The sequence below is a fragment of the Adhaeribacter terreus genome (assembly GCF_042657365.1).
In the GTDB taxonomy this organism is placed as follows: domain Bacteria; phylum Bacteroidota; class Bacteroidia; order Cytophagales; family Hymenobacteraceae; genus Adhaeribacter_A; species Adhaeribacter_A terreus.
Window position 1 is genome coordinate 41,672 of record NZ_JBHSKT010000008.1, and the last position, 17,692, is coordinate 59,363.

General features: G+C 45.0%; 17 protein-coding genes. 7 read left to right on the forward strand and 10 right to left on the reverse strand.

From position 1 onward, the window contains the following. Positions 1–3 precede the first annotated feature (3 nt). The 5 genes from ACFPIB_RS13470 to ACFPIB_RS13490 all read left to right on the forward strand — a co-directional run bounded on the left by ACFPIB_RS13470 (position 4) and on the right by ACFPIB_RS13490 (position 4,856). Complete coding sequence (locus tag ACFPIB_RS13470; protein ID WP_378017988.1) at positions 4–396, forward strand: hypothetical protein; 393 nt, start codon at positions 4–6, stop codon at positions 394–396. Between the two features lie 322 nt (positions 397–718). Beyond that, positions 719–3,028 (forward strand): nitric-oxide reductase large subunit, encoded by a 2,310-nt coding sequence (locus ACFPIB_RS13475; protein WP_378017989.1) that lies wholly within the window; start codon positions 719–721, stop codon positions 3,026–3,028. Positions 3,029–3,207: 179 nt separating this feature from the next. Next, positions 3,208–3,981, forward strand: coding sequence for a hypothetical protein (locus ACFPIB_RS13480; protein WP_378017990.1), 774 nt, complete (start codon positions 3,208–3,210; stop codon positions 3,979–3,981). 8 nt (positions 3,982–3,989) lie between these two features. Continuing rightward, complete coding sequence (locus ACFPIB_RS13485; protein WP_378017991.1) at positions 3,990–4,154, forward strand: hypothetical protein; 165 nt, start codon at positions 3,990–3,992, stop codon at positions 4,152–4,154. Positions 4,155–4,283: 129 nt separating this feature from the next. Beyond that, positions 4,284–4,856 (forward strand): pseudouridine synthase, encoded by a 573-nt coding sequence (locus tag ACFPIB_RS13490; protein ID WP_378017992.1) that lies wholly within the window; start codon positions 4,284–4,286, stop codon positions 4,854–4,856. Between the two features lie 164 nt (positions 4,857–5,020). On the opposite strand, the gene trpS is transcribed toward ACFPIB_RS13490, so the two are convergent. After that, positions 5,021–6,001, reverse strand: coding sequence for a tryptophan--tRNA ligase (gene trpS / locus ACFPIB_RS13495; RefSeq protein WP_378017993.1), 981 nt, complete (start codon positions 5,999–6,001; stop codon positions 5,021–5,023). An 84-nt stretch (positions 6,002–6,085) separates the two neighbouring features. Further along, on the reverse strand, positions 6,086–6,898 hold the full coding sequence (locus ACFPIB_RS13500; protein ID WP_378017994.1) for a queuosine precursor transporter: 813 nt from the start codon (positions 6,896–6,898) through the stop codon (positions 6,086–6,088). 358 nt (positions 6,899–7,256) lie between these two features. Here ACFPIB_RS13500 and glgP point away from each other — a divergent pair, with 358 nt between their 5' ends. After that, entirely contained in the window at positions 7,257–8,903 is a 1,647-nt protein-coding gene (gene glgP, locus ACFPIB_RS13505) for an alpha-glucan family phosphorylase (RefSeq protein WP_378017995.1), read from the forward strand. Between the two features lie 121 nt (positions 8,904–9,024). Here the strand turns inward: glgP and ACFPIB_RS13510 are convergent, their stop codons facing one another. The 6 genes from ACFPIB_RS13510 to ACFPIB_RS13535 all read right to left on the reverse strand — a co-directional run bounded on the left by ACFPIB_RS13510 (position 9,025) and on the right by ACFPIB_RS13535 (position 14,207). Next, positions 9,025–9,465, reverse strand: coding sequence for a carboxymuconolactone decarboxylase family protein (locus tag ACFPIB_RS13510; protein ID WP_378017996.1), 441 nt, complete (start codon positions 9,463–9,465; stop codon positions 9,025–9,027). A 62-nt stretch (positions 9,466–9,527) separates the two neighbouring features. After that, positions 9,528–10,103, reverse strand: a complete 576-nt coding sequence (locus tag ACFPIB_RS13515; protein WP_378017997.1) for a Crp/Fnr family transcriptional regulator — start codon at positions 10,101–10,103, stop codon at positions 9,528–9,530. A gap of 124 nt (positions 10,104–10,227) precedes the next feature. Next, complete coding sequence (locus ACFPIB_RS13520) at positions 10,228–11,172, reverse strand: ribonuclease Z (RefSeq protein WP_378017998.1); 945 nt, start codon at positions 11,170–11,172, stop codon at positions 10,228–10,230. 24 nt (positions 11,173–11,196) lie between these two features. Next, positions 11,197–11,574 (reverse strand): STAS domain-containing protein, encoded by a 378-nt coding sequence (locus ACFPIB_RS13525; RefSeq protein ID WP_150904158.1) that lies wholly within the window; start codon positions 11,572–11,574, stop codon positions 11,197–11,199. A gap of 68 nt (positions 11,575–11,642) precedes the next feature. After that, positions 11,643–12,578 (reverse strand): phosphoribosylaminoimidazolesuccinocarboxamide synthase, encoded by a 936-nt coding sequence (locus tag ACFPIB_RS13530; protein ID WP_378017999.1) that lies wholly within the window; start codon positions 12,576–12,578, stop codon positions 11,643–11,645. A gap of 189 nt (positions 12,579–12,767) precedes the next feature. Next, entirely contained in the window at positions 12,768–14,207 is a 1,440-nt protein-coding gene (locus ACFPIB_RS13535; RefSeq protein ID WP_378018000.1) for an SDR family oxidoreductase, read from the reverse strand. Between the two features lie 196 nt (positions 14,208–14,403). On the opposite strand from ACFPIB_RS13535, the gene ACFPIB_RS13540 reads away from it, so the two are divergent. Then, entirely contained in the window at positions 14,404–14,970 is a 567-nt protein-coding gene (locus ACFPIB_RS13540) for a hypothetical protein (RefSeq protein WP_378018001.1), read from the forward strand. 163 nt (positions 14,971–15,133) lie between these two features. Here ACFPIB_RS13540 and lysA read toward each other — a convergent pair whose 3' ends face one another. Beyond that, positions 15,134–16,282, reverse strand: a complete 1,149-nt coding sequence (gene lysA / locus ACFPIB_RS13545) for a diaminopimelate decarboxylase (RefSeq protein WP_378018002.1) — start codon at positions 16,280–16,282, stop codon at positions 15,134–15,136. After that, complete coding sequence (locus ACFPIB_RS13550; protein WP_378018003.1) at positions 16,282–17,610, reverse strand: aspartate kinase; 1,329 nt, start codon at positions 17,608–17,610, stop codon at positions 16,282–16,284. Before ACFPIB_RS13550 ends, lysA begins: the two co-directional genes overlap by 1 nt. Between the last annotated feature and the right edge of the window lie 82 nt (positions 17,611–17,692).

Sequence of the window (17,692 nt, forward strand, 5' to 3'; positions counted from 1 at the left end):
ACTATGAACACAGAAAATCTAAATAAACAACTGGTAGCCCTTATCGAAAAGAAACAGGCGTTAGGCAAACTTTCTTACAACGACGAGCGCTACGACGATATGGAAGAAGAACTTCACGATCTGGAAGACGATTTTAACGAAGAGTTCGGGCCGTATTTAGAAGATGTGCTGGAAGATGTGCACGCTAAACTTTGCCCGGATACCGATGTGCTTTTACCTACGGCTTACCTGCCAAACAACCTGGAAGGCGAAAGCGGTGCAGATCAGAAAGAAGGTGTGTGGGTAGATTCCGATGAATTCCCGGGAAAAGAATCACGTCTGGTTTTAATTCCGAACCCGGTACGTTTAATTCTTTCGGTAGGCAAAAATATCCGTAAGGAAGTCTGGAAAGCGTAATTTCAAACACTGGATATTAGACATAAGATTTAAGACTTTTCTTTTTTGAAAGGCGGAAACGCTATACTTTTTAAGGCAAAAAGTATAGCGTTTTTTTATGCCCTTGTGCCAGTGGAGTAATGAAGATTCTGTGACTTTTCTTACACATGTTACCATGTGATCTGCGCCGGAAATAATAAAAGACATTTGTCTCTTTTTTTAATGGAATTGGTCATGTTTCCCGCAACAACGAGCCCCGACCTTTGTGATATTATAAGCCAGTCAGCCCTAAAACTGCATTTTTAGGCGCTTTTGGTTATCTGATCACTTAACAAACACTATTATGAATTACAAAAAATTATGGCTCGGACTCATTGCCGTAATTGTCGGTTCCTTTGCCGTGCTCGGGTATTACGGCATAGAAATTTACCGCGAAGCACCACCCATTCCACTTAAAGTTGTTTCTGCCTCTGGCAACGTAATATTTACCGAACAGGATATTAAAGACGGGCAGAACGTATGGCAATCTACCGGCGGCCAGCAGCTGGGCTCAATCTGGGGCCACGGCGCTTACGTTGCCCCCGATTGGAGCGCAGACTGGCTGCACAAAGAAGCCATGTATTTCCTGGATTTCTGGGCGAAACAGGAAAAAGGCATGAATTACGATGAGCTGGACGTAGAAGGTAAAGCCATGCTGGAAGCCCGCCTGCAAAAACAGATCCGCGCCAATTCCTACGATCCGGAAACCGGCGTGCTTACCATTTCCGATCTGCGAGCCAAAGCCATTGCCGATGTAAGCAAACACTACACCGGCCTTTTCATGAACGATCCTTCGCTGGCCAAACACCGCGACGCTTACGCCATGAAAAATAATACCGTAATAGACCCGGTTCGGATGGAGAAACTGAATGCCTTTTTCTTCTGGACTTCCTGGGCTTGCGTAACCGAACGTCCGGGTAAAACGATAACTTACACCAACAACTGGCCCGCCGAAAAACTGGTAGCCAACGAACCAAGCAGCGACCTCATTCTCTGGACCGGTTTCAGTGTAATTGTGCTGATTGCCGGGGTTGGTTTGCTGGTTTACTATTACGCTTCTAATAAAGAAGAAGAAATTGACCATTCCAGACTGCCGAAAAAAGATCCGCTGCTTGGTCTGAACGCCACGCCTTCTATGAAAGCAACGCTGAAATATTTCTGGATCGTAACGGCGCTTATTCTGGTACAGGTTACATTCGGCATTGTTTCGGCGCATTATGGGGTAGAAGGGCAGGCGCTTTATGGTTTTCCACTGGCCGATTATATGCCGTATTCCATAACGCGTACCTGGCACGTGCAGCTGGCTATTTTCTGGATCGCGACGTCCTGGCTGGCTACTGGTTTGTACATTGCTCCGGCGGTTTCGGGTTACGAACCTAAATTCCAGAAACTGGGCGTTAATTTTCTGTTCGTTTGCCTGCTGATCATTGTGGCTGGCTCGTTGGCTGGTCAGTGGTACGGCGTAATGCAGAAACTGGGCTACACCGAAAATTTCTGGTTCGGCCACCAAGGCTATGAATATGTGGATTTAGGCCGTTTCTGGCAGGTATTTCTGCTGGTTGGTTTATTCGTTTGGCTTGCTTTAATGGTGAGCGCTATTATGCCCGCTTACCGCAACGACGTAGCCGGCCGCCATTTATTGGGAATGTTCCTGATCTCTTCTGCCGCCATCGCTTTATTCTATGCCGCTGGCATGATGTGGGGGCAACATTCAAACCTAGCCATTGCCGAGTACTGGCGCTGGTGGGTTGTGCATCTGTGGGTAGAAGGTTTCTTCGAAGTTTTTGCCACCGTAGTAATCGCGTTTTTGTTCTTCCGGATGGGCCTGCTCGATGTGAAAATGGCTACGAATACCGTGTTGTTCTCGACTATTATTTTCCTTTTAGGCGGTATTTTAGGAACCTTCCACCACCTGTATTTCTCAGGAACACCAACGGCGGTTATGGCGCTTGGGGCAACTTTTAGTGCGCTTGAAGTGGTGCCGCTGGTACTCATCGGTTTCGAAGCCTATCACCACCTGAAAATAAGCAAGGCTACCCAATGGATCAGAGCTTATAAATGGCCGATCTATTGTTTCGTAGCCGTGGCTTTCTGGAACATGTTGGGGGCTGGTATTTTCGGTTTTCTGATCAATCCGCCCATTGCGCTTTATTATATGCAGGGCCTGAATACCACGCCGGTTCACGCGCATACGGCCTTGTTCGGAGTTTACGGAATTCTGGGTATCGGCTTGATGCTCTTTGTATTAAAAGGTTTGTCTGGCCGTCGTCGCTGGAAAGATGGGCCGATCAGTTTCGCTTTCTGGTCGCTGAATATCGGCTTGATTTTGATGGTATTGATCAGCGTACTCCCGATCGGGATTCTGCAAACCTGGGCTAGTGTGGAACACGGTTTATGGTACGCCCGCTCCATGGAATTCATGCAAACCGATACCATGAACATATTACGTTGGCTCCGGGTAGTCGGCGATACCATTTTTGCTGGTGGCATAGTTGCGTTGGCCTGGTTCATAATCGGGTTGAAAACCGGTTGGTCGCTGGAAGAAGATGAAGACGTGCAAGACATTGACCTGATTGCTGCCAAAGCGAAAAAAACTACTAATGCTGTGAAATAATTTCCGGCAGAACCTTTAAAAACGCTATACTTTTTAACTCAAAAAGTATAGCGTTTTTTTGTTACCTTACCCGTAAGGAAATATAAAAAGGGACGATGATTTTTTCTGATAAACCTTCTGGGAAAGCTTTCGCCGGACCAGCGTTTTTGCTAATTGCCATGTGCTTGTTTCAGGGTTGTATGGCCAGCTATTCAAAAAATAGTTCAGCAGAAAATGCTGTATCGGAAGCCATTGCAGAAACCCAGGCTGATCTTATTCAGGGAATTATTTCCGATTCGATCCTGAATTCCATTTCGGTTGATGAAACTGCAGGTTCTTTTTCCGAAGATGAACCAACGGATGAAGAAAATTCACTTAAAGAAACGAGGTTAAAATACCCGGCTTTTGAAGTTGTAATACATAATTTTAAAGGTTACGAACCAGCATTAAATGAAACTCATAACGGCGACCGGAAATATTACAGCCAGTTTGGCGGAAGCAGCGATTATAACGAGGCCGAATTAAACGATGCAGAGCAGGAAAACGAAGATTATACAGAAGCTTTGATTGTAAAGAAAGATACCCTGCACATCAGCGAACAACTTTTCGACGACCGCATCAACAACACGCTTATCCAGATTCTTCCAAAAAACAAAAACGACCGGTTCAAGCTTTCCTTTTGCTACCTCTCTACTTTAGGTGAAATTATCGACGACCGGAAAATGACGCGGGAAGAGGCAAATAAACGCTATAAAAAAGCTGCCCGGTACGATGAACAGACCCAATATTATTCCATAAAAGATTCGGCAAGTTTTTATTTCCGGGCCATGCCGCACACACCCGATATGGAAGAAATTACCGTGAAAGATGGAAAAATTGTACCCGTAAAAAAACCGAACACCAAACGCAGATCGATTGGGAAACGAAACAGCTGCAGGAAGAGCTTGCCAGAATTAAGAAAAAGTACCAGTTAAAAGATACGTTGGTGGTTATTCCCGGCGAATACGATTCGGTCGCAACGCTTACCAGAAACAAAAAACTGTATAATTATGGCTACGATGCTTTTCTTTTCCGGCTGCAACGGTTCAGTAAAAAAAAGCTAATTGAAACGAAATACATCGTGGTAAGCATTGCTTATGGCTGTTAAAAGTAGGCTTCCGTAAACTTATTAAGTTTCAGTATCTTTGTACCGCAAAACGCTATGCTTTTGAGAACGAAAAGTATAGCGTTTTTTGTTGGATAGGCCTGCCGGTTTTGCGTGGCGGAAAAAACATTTATGGATCACAAACATTTCATTATTCACAAACCCTACGGCTATTTATGCCAGTTTGTGTGCGAATTAAAAAGTAAAAAACTGCTCGGCGAATTTTACGATTTCCCCGCCGGAACCATGTCCATTGGTCGTTTGGATGAAGACAGCGAAGGCCTACTTTTGCTTACCACCGACGGCAAAATGAGCGAATTTATCCGGAGCAAAAAAATAGAAAAGGAATATTACGCGCAGGTTGATGGCTTAATTACTGACGAAGCAATTGCCCGATTACAAGAGGGCGTAGAAATTGTGCACCGCTCCGAAACCTACCAGACACTTCCCTGTAAAGCTTTTAAAGTAGAAACCGTTCCCGATTTCCCGCAACGCCGCCGCAAGATCCGCGACGACCGTCATGGTCCTACCAGTTGGGTTTCCATTACGGTGCGGGAAGGCAAATTCCGCCAGGTCCGTAAAATGACCGCCACCGTTGGTTTTCCGACTTTGCGTTTGGTTAGGGTGCGGATCGGCGATATGCAACTTGGAAATTTAGATGCCGGCGAAGTTCGGGAAGTGGAAAGTTTTGTGGTCGGCGACTAAAGATTCAGATAAACTTTCGTTTGAAAACGCTATACTTTTTGAGCATAAAAGTATAGCGTTTTTTGTTTTAAAAAAGCTCTATAATTATTGTTTAAAGAAACCATGAAAAACAAAAAAAAGCCACTACAAACGCAGTGGCTTTCTATTATTAAAAAATCCGAGACTTAAACCTTTGGCAGATAACCTACTTTTTCCCTTACTCGGGCTAACGTTTTGCTGCCAATTTCATAGGCTTTTTCGGCGCCAACTTTCAGCTTCGCATCCAGTTCCGGCAGGTTAATCATGTAATAATTAAACAGTTCACGTTCCTTTGCAAAGCGGCGCAAAATTACTTCGTAAAGCGCATTTTTAGCGTGGCCGTAACCGTAGTTGCCATTCAGATAATTCTGTCGCATTGTTTCGGTTTCTTCCGGTGTAGCCAGCAGAGCAAATAATTTAAAGGTCGTATCCGTTTCCGGATCTTTTGGTTCTTCCAGGGTTTTGCTGTCGCTTACAATGCTACGTACGGTTTTCAGCAGTTCTTTTTCCGGCACAAAAACATCGATGGTATTGCCATAGCTTTTGCTCATTTTTTCGCCGGTAGTGCCCGGAATCGTCATAATGGCTTCTTCTACTTTGGCTTGCGGCAATACAAACGTTTCGCCATAGCGGTTATTGAAAGCGCTGGCAATATCGCGGGCAATTTCCAGGTGCTGGATCTGGTCTTTTCCAACCGGAACAAATTCCGCATCATACATAATTATATCGGCCGCCATTAAAACCGGGTATGTAAACAAACCCGCATTTACATCGGCCAGACGGTTCGATTTATCTTTGAAAGAATGGGCGTTGGCCAGCATCGGGAACGGCGTAAAGCAGCTCAGATACCAGGTTAGTTCCGAAACCTGCGGCACATCAGATTGACGGTAAAAAATATGCTTCTCCGTATCGAAACCACAAGCCAGCCAGGCAGCCGCAACGGCATACGTGTTCGCGCGCATAACTTCCGCATCGCGAATGGTGGTTAAAGCATGCAGGTCCGCAATAAAGTAAAGCGATTCGTTTGCGGAGTTTTCAGACAAAGTAATTGCCGGAAGAATAGCGCCCAGTAAATTGCCCAGGTGCGGCCGGCCGGTACTCTGAATACCAGTTAAGATTCGTGCCATAAAAAGTCAAATTTAATTATGCAAAGTAACGAAATGCAGCGTAAAAAACGGTAGGGTTTCAGGCTGAAAAAGTAAAAGCTGCCTTTAATTATTTTTTCCAGGGTGGGCCAGCGGGTTATGGATCGCTTCGGTTTCGAGCTGGTGCGCCGCTTCTTTGCCCAGGTAAAGATCAATAAAATAATGGGCTACATAAAGCAAAGGCGTAAGCAAAACGGCCACGCAGAATTTATAAATATAATTCACGATCATGACAGAAATGATCAGGTTTAGGGGCCAGTTTCCGAAAACGTAAAACGCGATGAACAGCACCACGAAACTATCTACCAGCTGCGAAACTACCGTAGAACCCGTCGCTCGCAACCAGATCATGCGCTGCCCGGTGGTTTTCCGGAGCCAGTGAAAAATGGTAGCATCTAAAAACTGCGAAAGTAGAAACGCACTCACCGAACCCAGAATAATGCCCATACCTTGCCGGAAAATACTGCCGTACGCATAATCGATGTTGAATGCATTTCCAGCCGCATCTTTGTTGTTCAGATCAAGCCAGAATTGGGCCGGAGGCAAAGCTGTAACCACCGAAATGATCAGGAACGCAAACAATATAAACACCACCGTAAGCCAACTGATGCGTTTCACGCCTTCCTTGCCGAAATATTCATTTATAATATCGGAAGTAATAAAAACCACCGGCCAGATAACTACCCCAGCAGTCAGGCTAAAACTGAGCGGCGAATCGGTAAACAAATGAATGTTGGCGGGCGGCAGCCCAAAAAGGGCTTCCAGCGAGAATATCTTTACGCCCAGCAATTCGGCTAAAATGGCGTTGGTAAGCACAATGCAAGAGAGTACAATAAAAAGAAAAGTCTTTTTCTGCTGAAACGTAGCGTTTGGAACCATAATCCGAAAGATGCAGATTCTGCCGCAAAAACGCTATGGTTTAAGCTAAAAAAGTCTGAAATTTTAAACAGCGGGTACCCTGATTATTTTCTATGATGCATAGTTGCAGTTTCAGAAAGAAAAACGGTAGGGTCTGGAGGCGAAAAAGTCAGAAAAGCATTTTGTGAGGGTTATGAATAGAATACCATCCGCAATTTTTTTGAACAGGAAGATCTGAAAGCCGTTTAAAAGCTATTCGAAACGTGAACACAAGCTTTAGCCGGAAACTGATTTATACCAATTCCGTGAAAGCCGCGTTTTTAGAAGATCAATTTTTAACCATACCAAACCGGAAACCAGGTTTTCGTCGCAAGTAAATATGGCACAATACAGCAAATGGCACCATCCGTACAATATCAATGAAAAATACGCCGAACGGGTTGCTTATTTCAGCATGGAATTCGGCATTCACCAGGCACTTAAAATTTACTCCGGTGGACTCGGTTTTCTGGCCGGTTCACACATGCGCAGCGCCCGCGATCTGCGGCAAAATATGATCGGGATCGGGATGCTCTGGAAATTTGGTTATTACGACCAGGGGCGCCACGAAGACCTTTCCATGCGCATTGCCTTCCAGAAGAAATTCTATACCTACCTCGAAGAAACCGGCATAATGGTGCAGGTTAGCATTCATAATCACCCGGTTTGGGTAAAAGCGCTGGTATTAAAGCCCTCCACTTTCGGCACGGTGCCCATTTACCTGCTCACTACCGATATTCCGCAGAACGACCACCTGGCCCGTACCATTACCCATAAACTCTACGATCAGGAAGTTTCTACCCGCATTGCGCAGAGTATTGTACTCGGGGTTGGGGGCGCAAAAGTGGTAGAAGCGTTAGGCGGAGCCGGCATGCACCACATGAACGAGGCCCATGCCTTGCCGCTGGCTTTTCACCTTTACGATAAATACCGCGACGTTAACGAAGTGCGTAAACGCCTGGTTTTTACCACGCATACCCCCGAAAAAGCCGGCAACGAAGAGCACGATATCCATTTTCTGAATTCCATGTCGTATTTTAACAATCTTGATCTGGAAGAAGTGCGCTATATTACCGGGATTCGGGGCAACAGTTTCGATCATACGCTGGCAGCTTTGCGGCTATCTAAACGGGCTAACGGGGTTTCGCAACTGCACGGCGAAGTGGCCCGGAAAATGTGGTACGGCAACGAGGCAGTAGCCGAAATTATAGCCATTACCAATGCGCAGCATAACGGTTTCTGGCGCGATAAGGCTTTATACAAAACCCTGGAAAATAACGACGATGAAGGCCTGACGCGCCGCAAAGCCGAAATGAAGAAGCCGCTTTTTGAAGTGGTAGCCGACCAAACGGGCAAACTCTTCCGGTCGGATGTGCTCACCATTGTCTGGGCGCGCCGTTTTGCCGCTTATAAACGAGCCGATCTGCTGCTCCGCGATCTGAACCGGTTCTATAACCTGGTTTGCGAACAGGACCAGGTACAGGTGATCTGGGCCGGAAAACCGTATCCTTTCGACTACAACGCCATCGATGTGTTCAATAAATTGATTCGGCTATCTGATCAGAAAAAGAATTTTGCGGTGCTTACAGGCTACGAAATAGACCTGTCGCGGAAATTGAAACAGGGCGCCGATATCTGGCTGAATACGCCCCGCCGGCCACGCGAAGCTTCGGGTACCAGCGGCATGACGGCGGCTATGAACGGTGCTATTAATTTTTCGGTGCAGGATGGCTGGATACCTGAATTTGGCCGCCACGGCGAAAATAGCTTCCTCTTCCCGATCGTGGACAGCTCTTTACCAACGGAAGTGCAGGATGATATTGATTATGAAAACATGATGAATATACTGGAACGCGAAATTATTCCGATGTACTATGAAGACCGCAGTAAATGGCTCCGCATCATGAAAAATAGCATGCGCGCCGTGCTTCCTTATTTCGATTCTGATAGAATGGCCGATGAATATTACCGGAAGTTGTATCAGTAAAACGCTATCCTTTTAGCCCTAAAAAGTGCTGAAAACTTTGACGCATTTTTAAACAGAAATTTCTATCTAAAAAACAAAGCGAAGCATTGCCACTTCGCTTTGTTTTTTAGATAGAAGCTTTTTACTTCGGAATTTCTAATTGCGTGCTGATCGCAATTCGGTTCCAGGCATTAATGGTTACCACGAACATAATAAGTTGCGCCACATAACGCTCCCCGAAAGTTTCAATTGCTTTCTGATACGTTTTGTCGGTCAGGCCTTGCTTGTGAATTAAAGTAATTTCTTCGGTAACAGCTAAGAGCACTTTTTCTTCTTCGGTAAAAAGTTCGGTTTCTTTCCAGGCATTCAATAAGAAAATACGCTGGGGAGTTTCGCCGTTTTTAAGCGCATCTTTGGTGTGCATATCAATGCAAAATGCACAACCATTTATCTGCGAAGCTCTGATCTTAATGAGTTCTTTGTGCGTTCTGTTTATTTCTGTGGTACCTAAATAACCTTCCAACGCAAACATGGCCTTGTAGGCTTTCGGGTCGATTTCCTGGATGTTGATTCTGTTGCTCATGAACTTAAGTTTTAATGATATACAAAGGTAGCCCAGGCAAAACCAATAAAACTTAAACTGGTTTAAGAACGGTTTTTATTTCGTAATTCGCTCAAATATTCCGGCGTAAATCCTAAAAAGGAAGCTAACAGATATTGCGGAATGCGCTGCACAAAATCCGGGTAACTGCTATTGAAAGAATGGTAAAATTCTTCTTTTGAATAATCGAACAAGTATTTTATGCGCATCTGGGCCGCCGCGTAAGCGCGTTGATATATAAATCTGAAATACCGCTCCATTTTCGGATGTTGAAGCAATAATTTTTCCTGCGAATCGTGATCAATAATCAGGATCGTTGAAGGTTCTACTGCCTGTATATAAAATTCAGATTTAGTCTGATGTTCGAACGAAATATTATCGGTGATCCACCAGGTTTCAATCGCAAATTCAGTAGTTTGTTCAACGCCTTTTTTATTAATAAAAAACTTCCTGAGACAACCTTTCAGCACAAAATAATTCGATTTACAAATTTGTCCTTCCGTAAGTAAATTCTCCTTTTTTCTGATCTCTGCCGTTCTGAAATACGGAAGAACTGCAGCGAATTCTTCTTCACTTATCTCCACAAACTTGCCAATATGTTGTCTGAGTATTTCGGACATATTTCTATTAAAGTTTGAAAGAACTGTTACGGAAGATCTTTGTCTTGAAAAATAGGGAAGAAGAAAGAATAATGCCTAAAATGCTATGCTTTTATCGTCTAAAAGTCGGGCAATAAATTAGTAATTAATTAGCAAATTCGTCCCGGAAATCGTATTCCAATACGCCAATTGTTTTCCCTTCTATGGCAAGTGTCGTATTTTCGAAAATGGCTTTGGCTTCTTCCAGCAGCGGCGTAAGGTCTTTGTAGCGGGCCGAAAAATGACCAATGAGCAAGCGTTTTACATTCGCTTTTAATGCGAGCGTTGCTGCCTGTTGGGCAGTGCTGTGGTTGGTATATGCCGCACGGTCTGCCATGTCGTGCATAAAGGTTGCCTCGTGGTAAAGCAGATCGGCACCCTTAATGTAAGGCAGAATATCTTCTTTGTACTTGGTATCGGAGCAATACGCGTAGCTGCGGCTGCGTTTAGGATCAGTAGTAACATCTTTGTTATGCACCAGAATTTCGCCGTACTCATCCATAACATCTTCTCCGAATTTCAGGCGAACGAGTTGCGGAGGGGTAAGAAAGGAGGGCAGTTTTTCTTTTACCAGGTGGCGCGGTTTTGGCTTTTCTTTGAACAAAAAACCGCAGCAAGGTACGCGGTGCTGCATGGGCAAGGTATGCACCGTAATGGTTTTATCCTCATAGATCCGTTTATAAACCGTAGGATCTATCTCGTGAAAAGTGATCGGGAAATTGATATTGGTATTGGAAACCTTGAACTGCAGCGTTAAAAGTTCGGCTAAGCCGGGAGGCCCGAACAGATTCAAAGGAGTTGTGCGCATCTGCAGATGCATGGTAGAAAGCAACCCGAATAAACCGAAGTAATGGTCGCCGTGCAGATGGCTGATAAAAATATTGAGAATGCGGTGATGCTTGATCTTGTACCGCATTAACTGACTTTGGGTACCTTCGCCGCAGTCTATTAAATTAAGATGGCTGCCAACGGTAAGTACCTGGGCCGTATGGAAACGATTGGGAGCAGGAATGGCGGAAGAACTGCCCAATATTTTGAGTTCAAAATCCAATCCTGCTCCCTTTTTAAGGTTTCGTTAGTCTTCCTTATTCGTCAGGTCGCGCTCAATTTCGTGCAGAAAAATGCGGTCGATGCCTTCTTCTACTGTTGGCAGAATGTTCAGAACAGACTCCAGTTTAGAGATCGTGATCAGCTTCATTACGTGGTCCTGCAGACCAGTTAAAATAAGCAAGCCGTTAGAAGAATTGCACAAACGGTTGGCAATCAGGATCGAGCTCAGGCCGGAAGAGTCAGTATATTTTACGTTGGTAAGATCCAGGATCAGGTTATTGATACCTTCGGCGTTGAGCTTCACGAATTCAGACTTCAGATCAGGGGCAATCGTCGTGTCAAGCTTTTTCTCGTCGATGGTAATGACGGTATAGTTCTCTTTTTTATCGATCGTGTATTTCATACGTCGCGGTAATATGGTTTAAAGTGCGAATCTAGTAAAAAGTAACGAGACTTTTGTAAAATTTCGCGTTAAAAAATGTTTTCTTTTATGCTTTTCTCAATTCTTTCCAGAATGCCTTCATAGCCGGTTTTAACAAACTTCTGGCCTGTAACATTGTGGTAAAGCTCCAGGTAGCGCTCCGAGATCTCCGAAACCTTTTCGTCGGTCATCTCCGGGATCTGCTGGCCGTCTTTGCCCTGAAAATTATTTTCGATCAGCCATTGCCTTACGAACTCCTTGGAAAGTTGTTTCTGGGGTTCGTTGTTTTTCTGTCTTTCTTCGTAGCCTTCAGCATAAAAATAGCGCGAAGAATCAGGCGTATGGATCTCATCGATCAGGTAGATCTGGCCATCGAGTTTACCAAATTCATATTTAGTATCAACCAGAATAAGCCCTTGCTTGGTTCCCAGATCGGTGCCGCGTTTAAATAAAGCCCGGGTGTAATTCTCCAGTTGCACGTAATCTTCTTCGCTCACAATGCCCTGACGGATAATTTCTTCCCGCGAAATATCTTCGTCGTGACCCTGATCGGCTTTGGTGCTTGGCGTAATAATGGGCTCCGGCAAACGGTCATTTTCTTTCAGGCCTTCCGGTAAAGCAACGCCGCACAGCATGCGTTCGCCGCTCTGGTAAACGCGCCACGCATGGCCGGCCAAATATCCACGTATAACCATTTCAACTTTAAAAGGTTCGCAGAAATGACCGATGGCTACGTTCGGATCCGGCTGGCTTAATACCCAGTTCGGTACAATATCGGAAGTAGCTTTTAAATGGTAAGCCGCTATCTGGTTCAGTACCTGGCCTTTATACGGAATGGCGCGGGGCAGAACCACATCAAAAGCTGAAATGCGGTCGGTGGCTACAATGGCTAATTTATTGCCGAAATAATACACATCGCGTACTTTGCCACGATAAAAACCGGTCTGACCCAGGAATTCGAAATTTGTTTCTTTAAGCGCGTCCATTCAGAAAAAAGTAGTAATAAATGATTGCTGCAAAGGTAGGAAGGTTCGGTAAATATTGAACGAATCGGCTAGATTTCTTTCTCTGGATTGGGCATAACTTTTATAAATGAAAGTTGTTATTCGTTACGGAATTTCAAAAATTTATTCTAAGCAGTTTTTCGGGCCAAAAGCATACCGTTTTTGCAAGGTTTAAACCGCTTTCCGGATCAGGTTGCGCGCCATGCCACCAAAAATAATGAAGTGAAAAGGCAGAACACTGTACCAGTATAATCTTCCCCACAAACCTTTTGGCCGGAAAGCGGCGAGTTGCTCCAGGTAATTTTTACCGTTTTCTTCAAATATCCGGAACTGGAGCCAGGCTTCGCCGGGAAGTTTCATTTCGGCGTAAAGCAGCAAGCGTTTGTTTTGTTTATCGGCTAAAAGTACCCGCCAGAAATCGAGCGTATCGCCTGCTTTCAGGTCAGTCGGATGACGACGGCCGCGCCGTAAACCTACACCGCCCACCATTTTATCCAGAAAACCACGAATGTTCCAGAGCCAATCGGTTTTGTACCAGCCACGCTTTCCGCCGATCTGCCAGATATTTTCCAGCACGTGGTTATACTCGCCTTCCAGCGGAATGATTTGTTTATCGGTAAGCACGCCGTTTTGCGGAATCTGCACAAAATCCATGTAATCCTGCCTGATCGTTCCGCTCACCAAAGCATCTGTCCAGCTGGAAATTACCGAATTCTGTTCGATCTTGCTGAAGGCGAGTTTTAACGCTTCTTCGTAAGGAATGCAGGCGTGCGGAATAAGGTTTTTTATCTGGTCATTTTGCACAACGGTATCCGATTTCAGGCTTTCAACCAGGCTTCGGGCAATAGAAAAAGTGGTGCTGGTTAAAAAATAAAGCCAGTAAGAAGAAAGTTTGGGCGTAAGAATTGGCAGCGTAATAATGCGACGTTTCAGGCCCCGGATTTCGGCCAGTTTCAGGAGCATTTGTTTGTACGTGAGAATATCTGGGCCGCCAATATCGAGGGTTTTATTCCGGCAAGGCTCGCAGGTAAGCACTTCCGATAAATAAAAAAGTACATCACGAATGGCAATGGGCTGGCAACGGGAATTCAACCATTTCGGCGTGATCATGACCGGCAGTTTTTCCACCAGATCGCGGATAATTTCGAAGGAAGCCGAGCCGGAACCGATAATAATGGAAGCCCTCAAAACGGTAACTGGTATGTTGCCGGTGCGCAAAACCTGCTCCACGTTGCTTCGCGAAGCCATGTGCCTGGAAAGTTTTTCGCCGTAAGAAAGGCCGCTTAAATAGATCAGTTGATTTGCCGAAGTCCGGTTTAAATATGTTTTGAAGTTTTCGGCTGAACGGGCTTCGGCGCTGTAAAAATCCTGGCTGCCGCCCATAGAATGTACGAGGTAATAAGCAGCATCAATTTCGGTGGGCAGTTGGTTTAAGCTGGCTTCATCGAGCAGGTCGGCTTTTACGATTTTTACTTTTTCTTTCAGGCTTTCTTCCAGCTCAAACCTTCGCGGGTCGCGCACCAGGCAGGTTATTTCGTGCCCTTTTTCTAGCAACACCGGTAACAATCTCTTACCAATGTAACCGTTGGCGCCGGTCAGTAATATTTTCATAGCGGTTAGTTTTGAGCTGCAAATGCATACGGTTTTTCCGGTTTTAAGAACATTTTTTCGGCCCCGAAGTTTTGAGAAATGCCGGCTTCTGACTTTTTCAGGTGCAAAGTATAGCGTTTTTAATATAAAAAGTCAGAACCTAAAGGCAGGGCGTGCGTTATAGGAAGGAAAAAACTTCCAGCTATTTTATAAAAATATGGCAAACTCTGGAGCTTCCCACTACTTCTATTATCAGGATCAGAAGGTTGAATTAGGCCCGGTTCTGACAGATATGCTCATCATCGGTTTTGCTGATGGCACCGATAAAGCAACCAAAGACAAAATCCTGAGCGAATATGAGTTTCTGGGTAATATTCTCGACGAAACAAACTCAGGTTCAGCCGATGTAACGGTCGTTTCCACGCGGGGCGAAATTACTCCCGGCACCATGGAACTGAAGTTCAATTTACTGGAACAGCATCCGAAAATAATGTATGCCACGCCGTTCTTTTCGCGTACGGAAGATAAACAGGGCCGTTTGGGCATTACTAACCAGTTTATTGTAACCCTGGAAGAACCGGTAAGTAAAGCGCTGCTCGAAAAACTGATGAAACGAACCAACACCCGTTTGGTAGAAGAGCTGGGAAATAATATTTACCTTTTATCTGCCGATAAAAATGCGGCCGGAAACGCGCTCGATATGGCCAATTATTTCCACGAAAATCCTGGGATCAAGATCGGAGAGCCAGATTTCTTCCAGAATTTAGTTTTGGATCAGATCTAATGGATTTGGGAATTTGAAGATTTGAAAATGCTCAGTTTTTGATTCTTTAATTTGATAAAATTAAAAAAGTCTGACGCTGCATCTAGGTGCTGCATCAGACTTTTTGTGTTTAAAACGATAGCGTTTTCAGTAAAAAACGCTATCGTTTTTACCTTCAAAACTATCAGCCTTCGAAATAAAATGCGGGTGCTTTTTCCCGTAAATTATATCCTGAACTCATAACCTCGCCGTAAGCGCCGGCGGTACGAATGGCCAGCAGATCACCGCGGTTGGTTTCCGGGAGCATTACCGCTTTGCCAAAACAATCGGAAGATTCGCAGATCGGGCCAACTACATCGTAACGCAAATCAGGTTCATGGCTGGTAAGGTTCTCAATTTTATGGTAAGCCTGGTAAAGCGCCGGACGCATCAATTCGGTCATGCCGGCATCCAGAATTACAAAATTGGTTTTGATACCTTTTTTAATGTAGAGCACTTTAGAAACTAACGTGCCACACTGCGCTACCAACGCCCTGCCAAGTTCAAAATGTACTTGCTGGCCCGGTTCCGGTTTTAGAAATTCTTTAAATATCCCGAAATACATAGCAAAATCCGGAATGGCTTCTGCATCTGGTTCGTGATAATTTACGCCTAAGCCGCCGCCTAAATTCAAATGTTCTACTTTAATGTTGCGGCTTAAAAACCAACCCTGAATTTCGTTAACGCGGAGGCATAATTGCTTGAAAACGCTTAATTCCGTGATCTGAGAGCCAATGTGAAAATGCAAGCCTACCAGTTGCAGATTGGTTAAAGTTGGCAGATAATCAATGAGTTGTGGCAGTTCCCAGAAGTTGATCCCGAATTTGTTTTCTTCTAAACCGGTAGTAATGTAATGGTGCGTTTTAGCATTAACGTTCGGGTTGATGCGGAGCGCAATACGCGCTTTTTTGCCCATTTTACCGGCCAGTTCGTTCAGGACTTCCAGCTCATGTACCGATTCGGCATTAAAACAGAAAATATCGTTTTCCAGTCCGAAATTTATTTCCGCATCCGATTTTCCAACGCCGGCAAAAACTACTTTATCGGCGGTAAAACCTGCTGCCAGCGCTTTTTTAACTTCATTCCCGCTTACGCAATCGGCGCCAAAACCCACATTTCTGATCTCCGCTAAAACCGGATCGTTGGTGTTGGCTTTCAGGGCGTAATGTACGTGGTAATCGTGTTTCTGCGCTTCTTTGGCTGCTGCCTGCAAGGTTTCGCGGAGCAGCTTCAGATCGTAAGCGTAAAAAGGGGTGGGGTTGTTTTGCAGTTCGGTTTTATTGATGTGCAGCATTAATTTCCTCCTTCGCCAAAAACGTTATCGTTCAGCGCCGTTAAAGCCGCCACTTTATGTTCAGATTTTATCAGGAAACTGATATTGTTTTTGCTTCCGCCGTACGAGATCATGCGCAATGGAATGTGTTGCAAAGCGGTAATGATCTTAAAGGCGTAACCCGTGCTTTCAGCCAGAAAATCGCCTACGATACAGATAATGGTCTGATCCTGTTCTACTTCCACGTTGCCGTAAAGTCTCAGATCTTCTACAATGGCGCCCAAATGTTTGGTGTCGTCTATGGTTATGGAAACGGCAACTTCCGAAGTGGTGATCATGTCAATCGGGGTTTTATAAACCTCAAAAACCTCGAAAACGCTACGCAGAAAACCGTAAGCCAAAAGCATGCGGCTCGACTGAATTTTAATAGCCGTGATACCATCTTTGGCAGCTACCGCTTTAATATTCTGGCCGTTGGTTTTGCTGGAAATTAACGTGCCGCGCGCTTCCGGTTGCATGGTGTTGAGTAAACGTACCGGAATGTTTTCCTGCTTGGCGGGCCACACGCTGCTCGGGTGCAGAATTTTGGCCCCGAAATAAGCCAGCTCGGCCGCTTCATCGAAGGAAAGTTCGGCGATAGGGTAGGTGTTTTTAACCACGCGCGGGTCGTTGTTGTGCATGCCGTCGATATCGGTCCAGATCTGAATTTCTTCGGCTTTTATGGCTGCACCAATTAAAGACGCCGAATAATCGGAACCGCCACGTTTCAGGTTGTCAATTTCGCCGAAAGCATTGCGGCATATATAACCTTGTGTTACAAAGATCTGTTTGCGGTCGTACTTTGAAAGTTCGGTTTGCAGGTTTTCGCGAATGTAAGCCATGTCTGGTTCCTGGTCCTGGTCCAGTCGCATGAAGTTTAACGCTGGCAGCAAGGTTCCGGCCACGTCAGTTTCCTGTAAATGAAAATGGAAAAGCGCTGTAGATAAAAGTTCGCCCTGGGCTAAAATAGCGCGCTCTTCGTTTACCGTAAAAAGGTCTTGCGTGAAAGCCTGCAGGTACTGAAAATGCTCGTTCAAGAGTTGCAGCGCCTGATTTTTCCAGTTTTCGGTATCGAATAATTCTTCGGTTACGAGCTGGTACTGGCGGTGTAATTCCTGGATCTGTTTCTTAGCTTCGTCGGTACGTTTATGCTTCAGCAGCTCGGTAATTTCAACTAAACGATTGGTTGTGCCACTCATGGCCGAAAGCACCACCAGTACAGGGCGGTTTTCGCGCTGCACTAAATGGGCCACGTTTTTGATACGGGCTGCGGAACCTACAGAAGTGCCGCCGAATTTTAAGACTTTCATTAATAACAGATTATACGTAAAAACGCTATGAAATTGAGCCGCAAAAGTACGGAGAAAGCCCGGGAAAATGATAAAATCAGTA

Coding starts and splice junctions, on each gene's coding strand:
- ACFPIB_RS13470 (WP_378017988.1), top strand. CDS start 4: ATGAACACAGAAAATCTAAATAAACAACTGGTAGCCCTTATCGAAAAG.
- ACFPIB_RS13475 (WP_378017989.1), top strand. CDS start 719: ATGAATTACAAAAAATTATGGCTCGGACTCATTGCCGTAATTGTCGGT.
- ACFPIB_RS13480 (WP_378017990.1), top strand. CDS start 3,208: ATGGCCAGCTATTCAAAAAATAGTTCAGCAGAAAATGCTGTATCGGAA.
- ACFPIB_RS13490 (WP_378017992.1), top strand. CDS start 4,284: ATGGATCACAAACATTTCATTATTCACAAACCCTACGGCTATTTATGC.
- trpS (WP_378017993.1), bottom strand. CDS start 6,001: ATGGCACGAATCTTAACTGGTATTCAGAGTACCGGCCGGCCGCACCTG.
- ACFPIB_RS13500 (WP_378017994.1), bottom strand. CDS start 6,898: ATGGTTCCAAACGCTACGTTTCAGCAGAAAAAGACTTTTCTTTTTATT.
- glgP (WP_378017995.1), top strand. CDS start 7,257: ATGGCACAATACAGCAAATGGCACCATCCGTACAATATCAATGAAAAA.
- ACFPIB_RS13510 (WP_378017996.1), bottom strand. CDS start 9,465: ATGAGCAACAGAATCAACATCCAGGAAATCGACCCGAAAGCCTACAAG.
- ACFPIB_RS13515 (WP_378017997.1), bottom strand. CDS start 10,103: ATGTCCGAAATACTCAGACAACATATTGGCAAGTTTGTGGAGATAAGT.
- ACFPIB_RS13525 (WP_150904158.1), bottom strand. CDS start 11,574: ATGAAATACACGATCGATAAAAAAGAGAACTATACCGTCATTACCATC.
- ACFPIB_RS13530 (WP_378017999.1), bottom strand. CDS start 12,578: ATGGACGCGCTTAAAGAAACAAATTTCGAATTCCTGGGTCAGACCGGT.
- ACFPIB_RS13535 (WP_378018000.1), bottom strand. CDS start 14,207: ATGAAAATATTACTGACCGGCGCCAACGGTTACATTGGTAAGAGATTG.
- ACFPIB_RS13540 (WP_378018001.1), top strand. CDS start 14,404: ATGGCAAACTCTGGAGCTTCCCACTACTTCTATTATCAGGATCAGAAG.
- lysA (WP_378018002.1), bottom strand. CDS start 16,282: ATGCTGCACATCAATAAAACCGAACTGCAAAACAACCCCACCCCTTTT.
- ACFPIB_RS13550 (WP_378018003.1), bottom strand. CDS start 17,610: ATGAAAGTCTTAAAATTCGGCGGCACTTCTGTAGGTTCCGCAGCCCGT.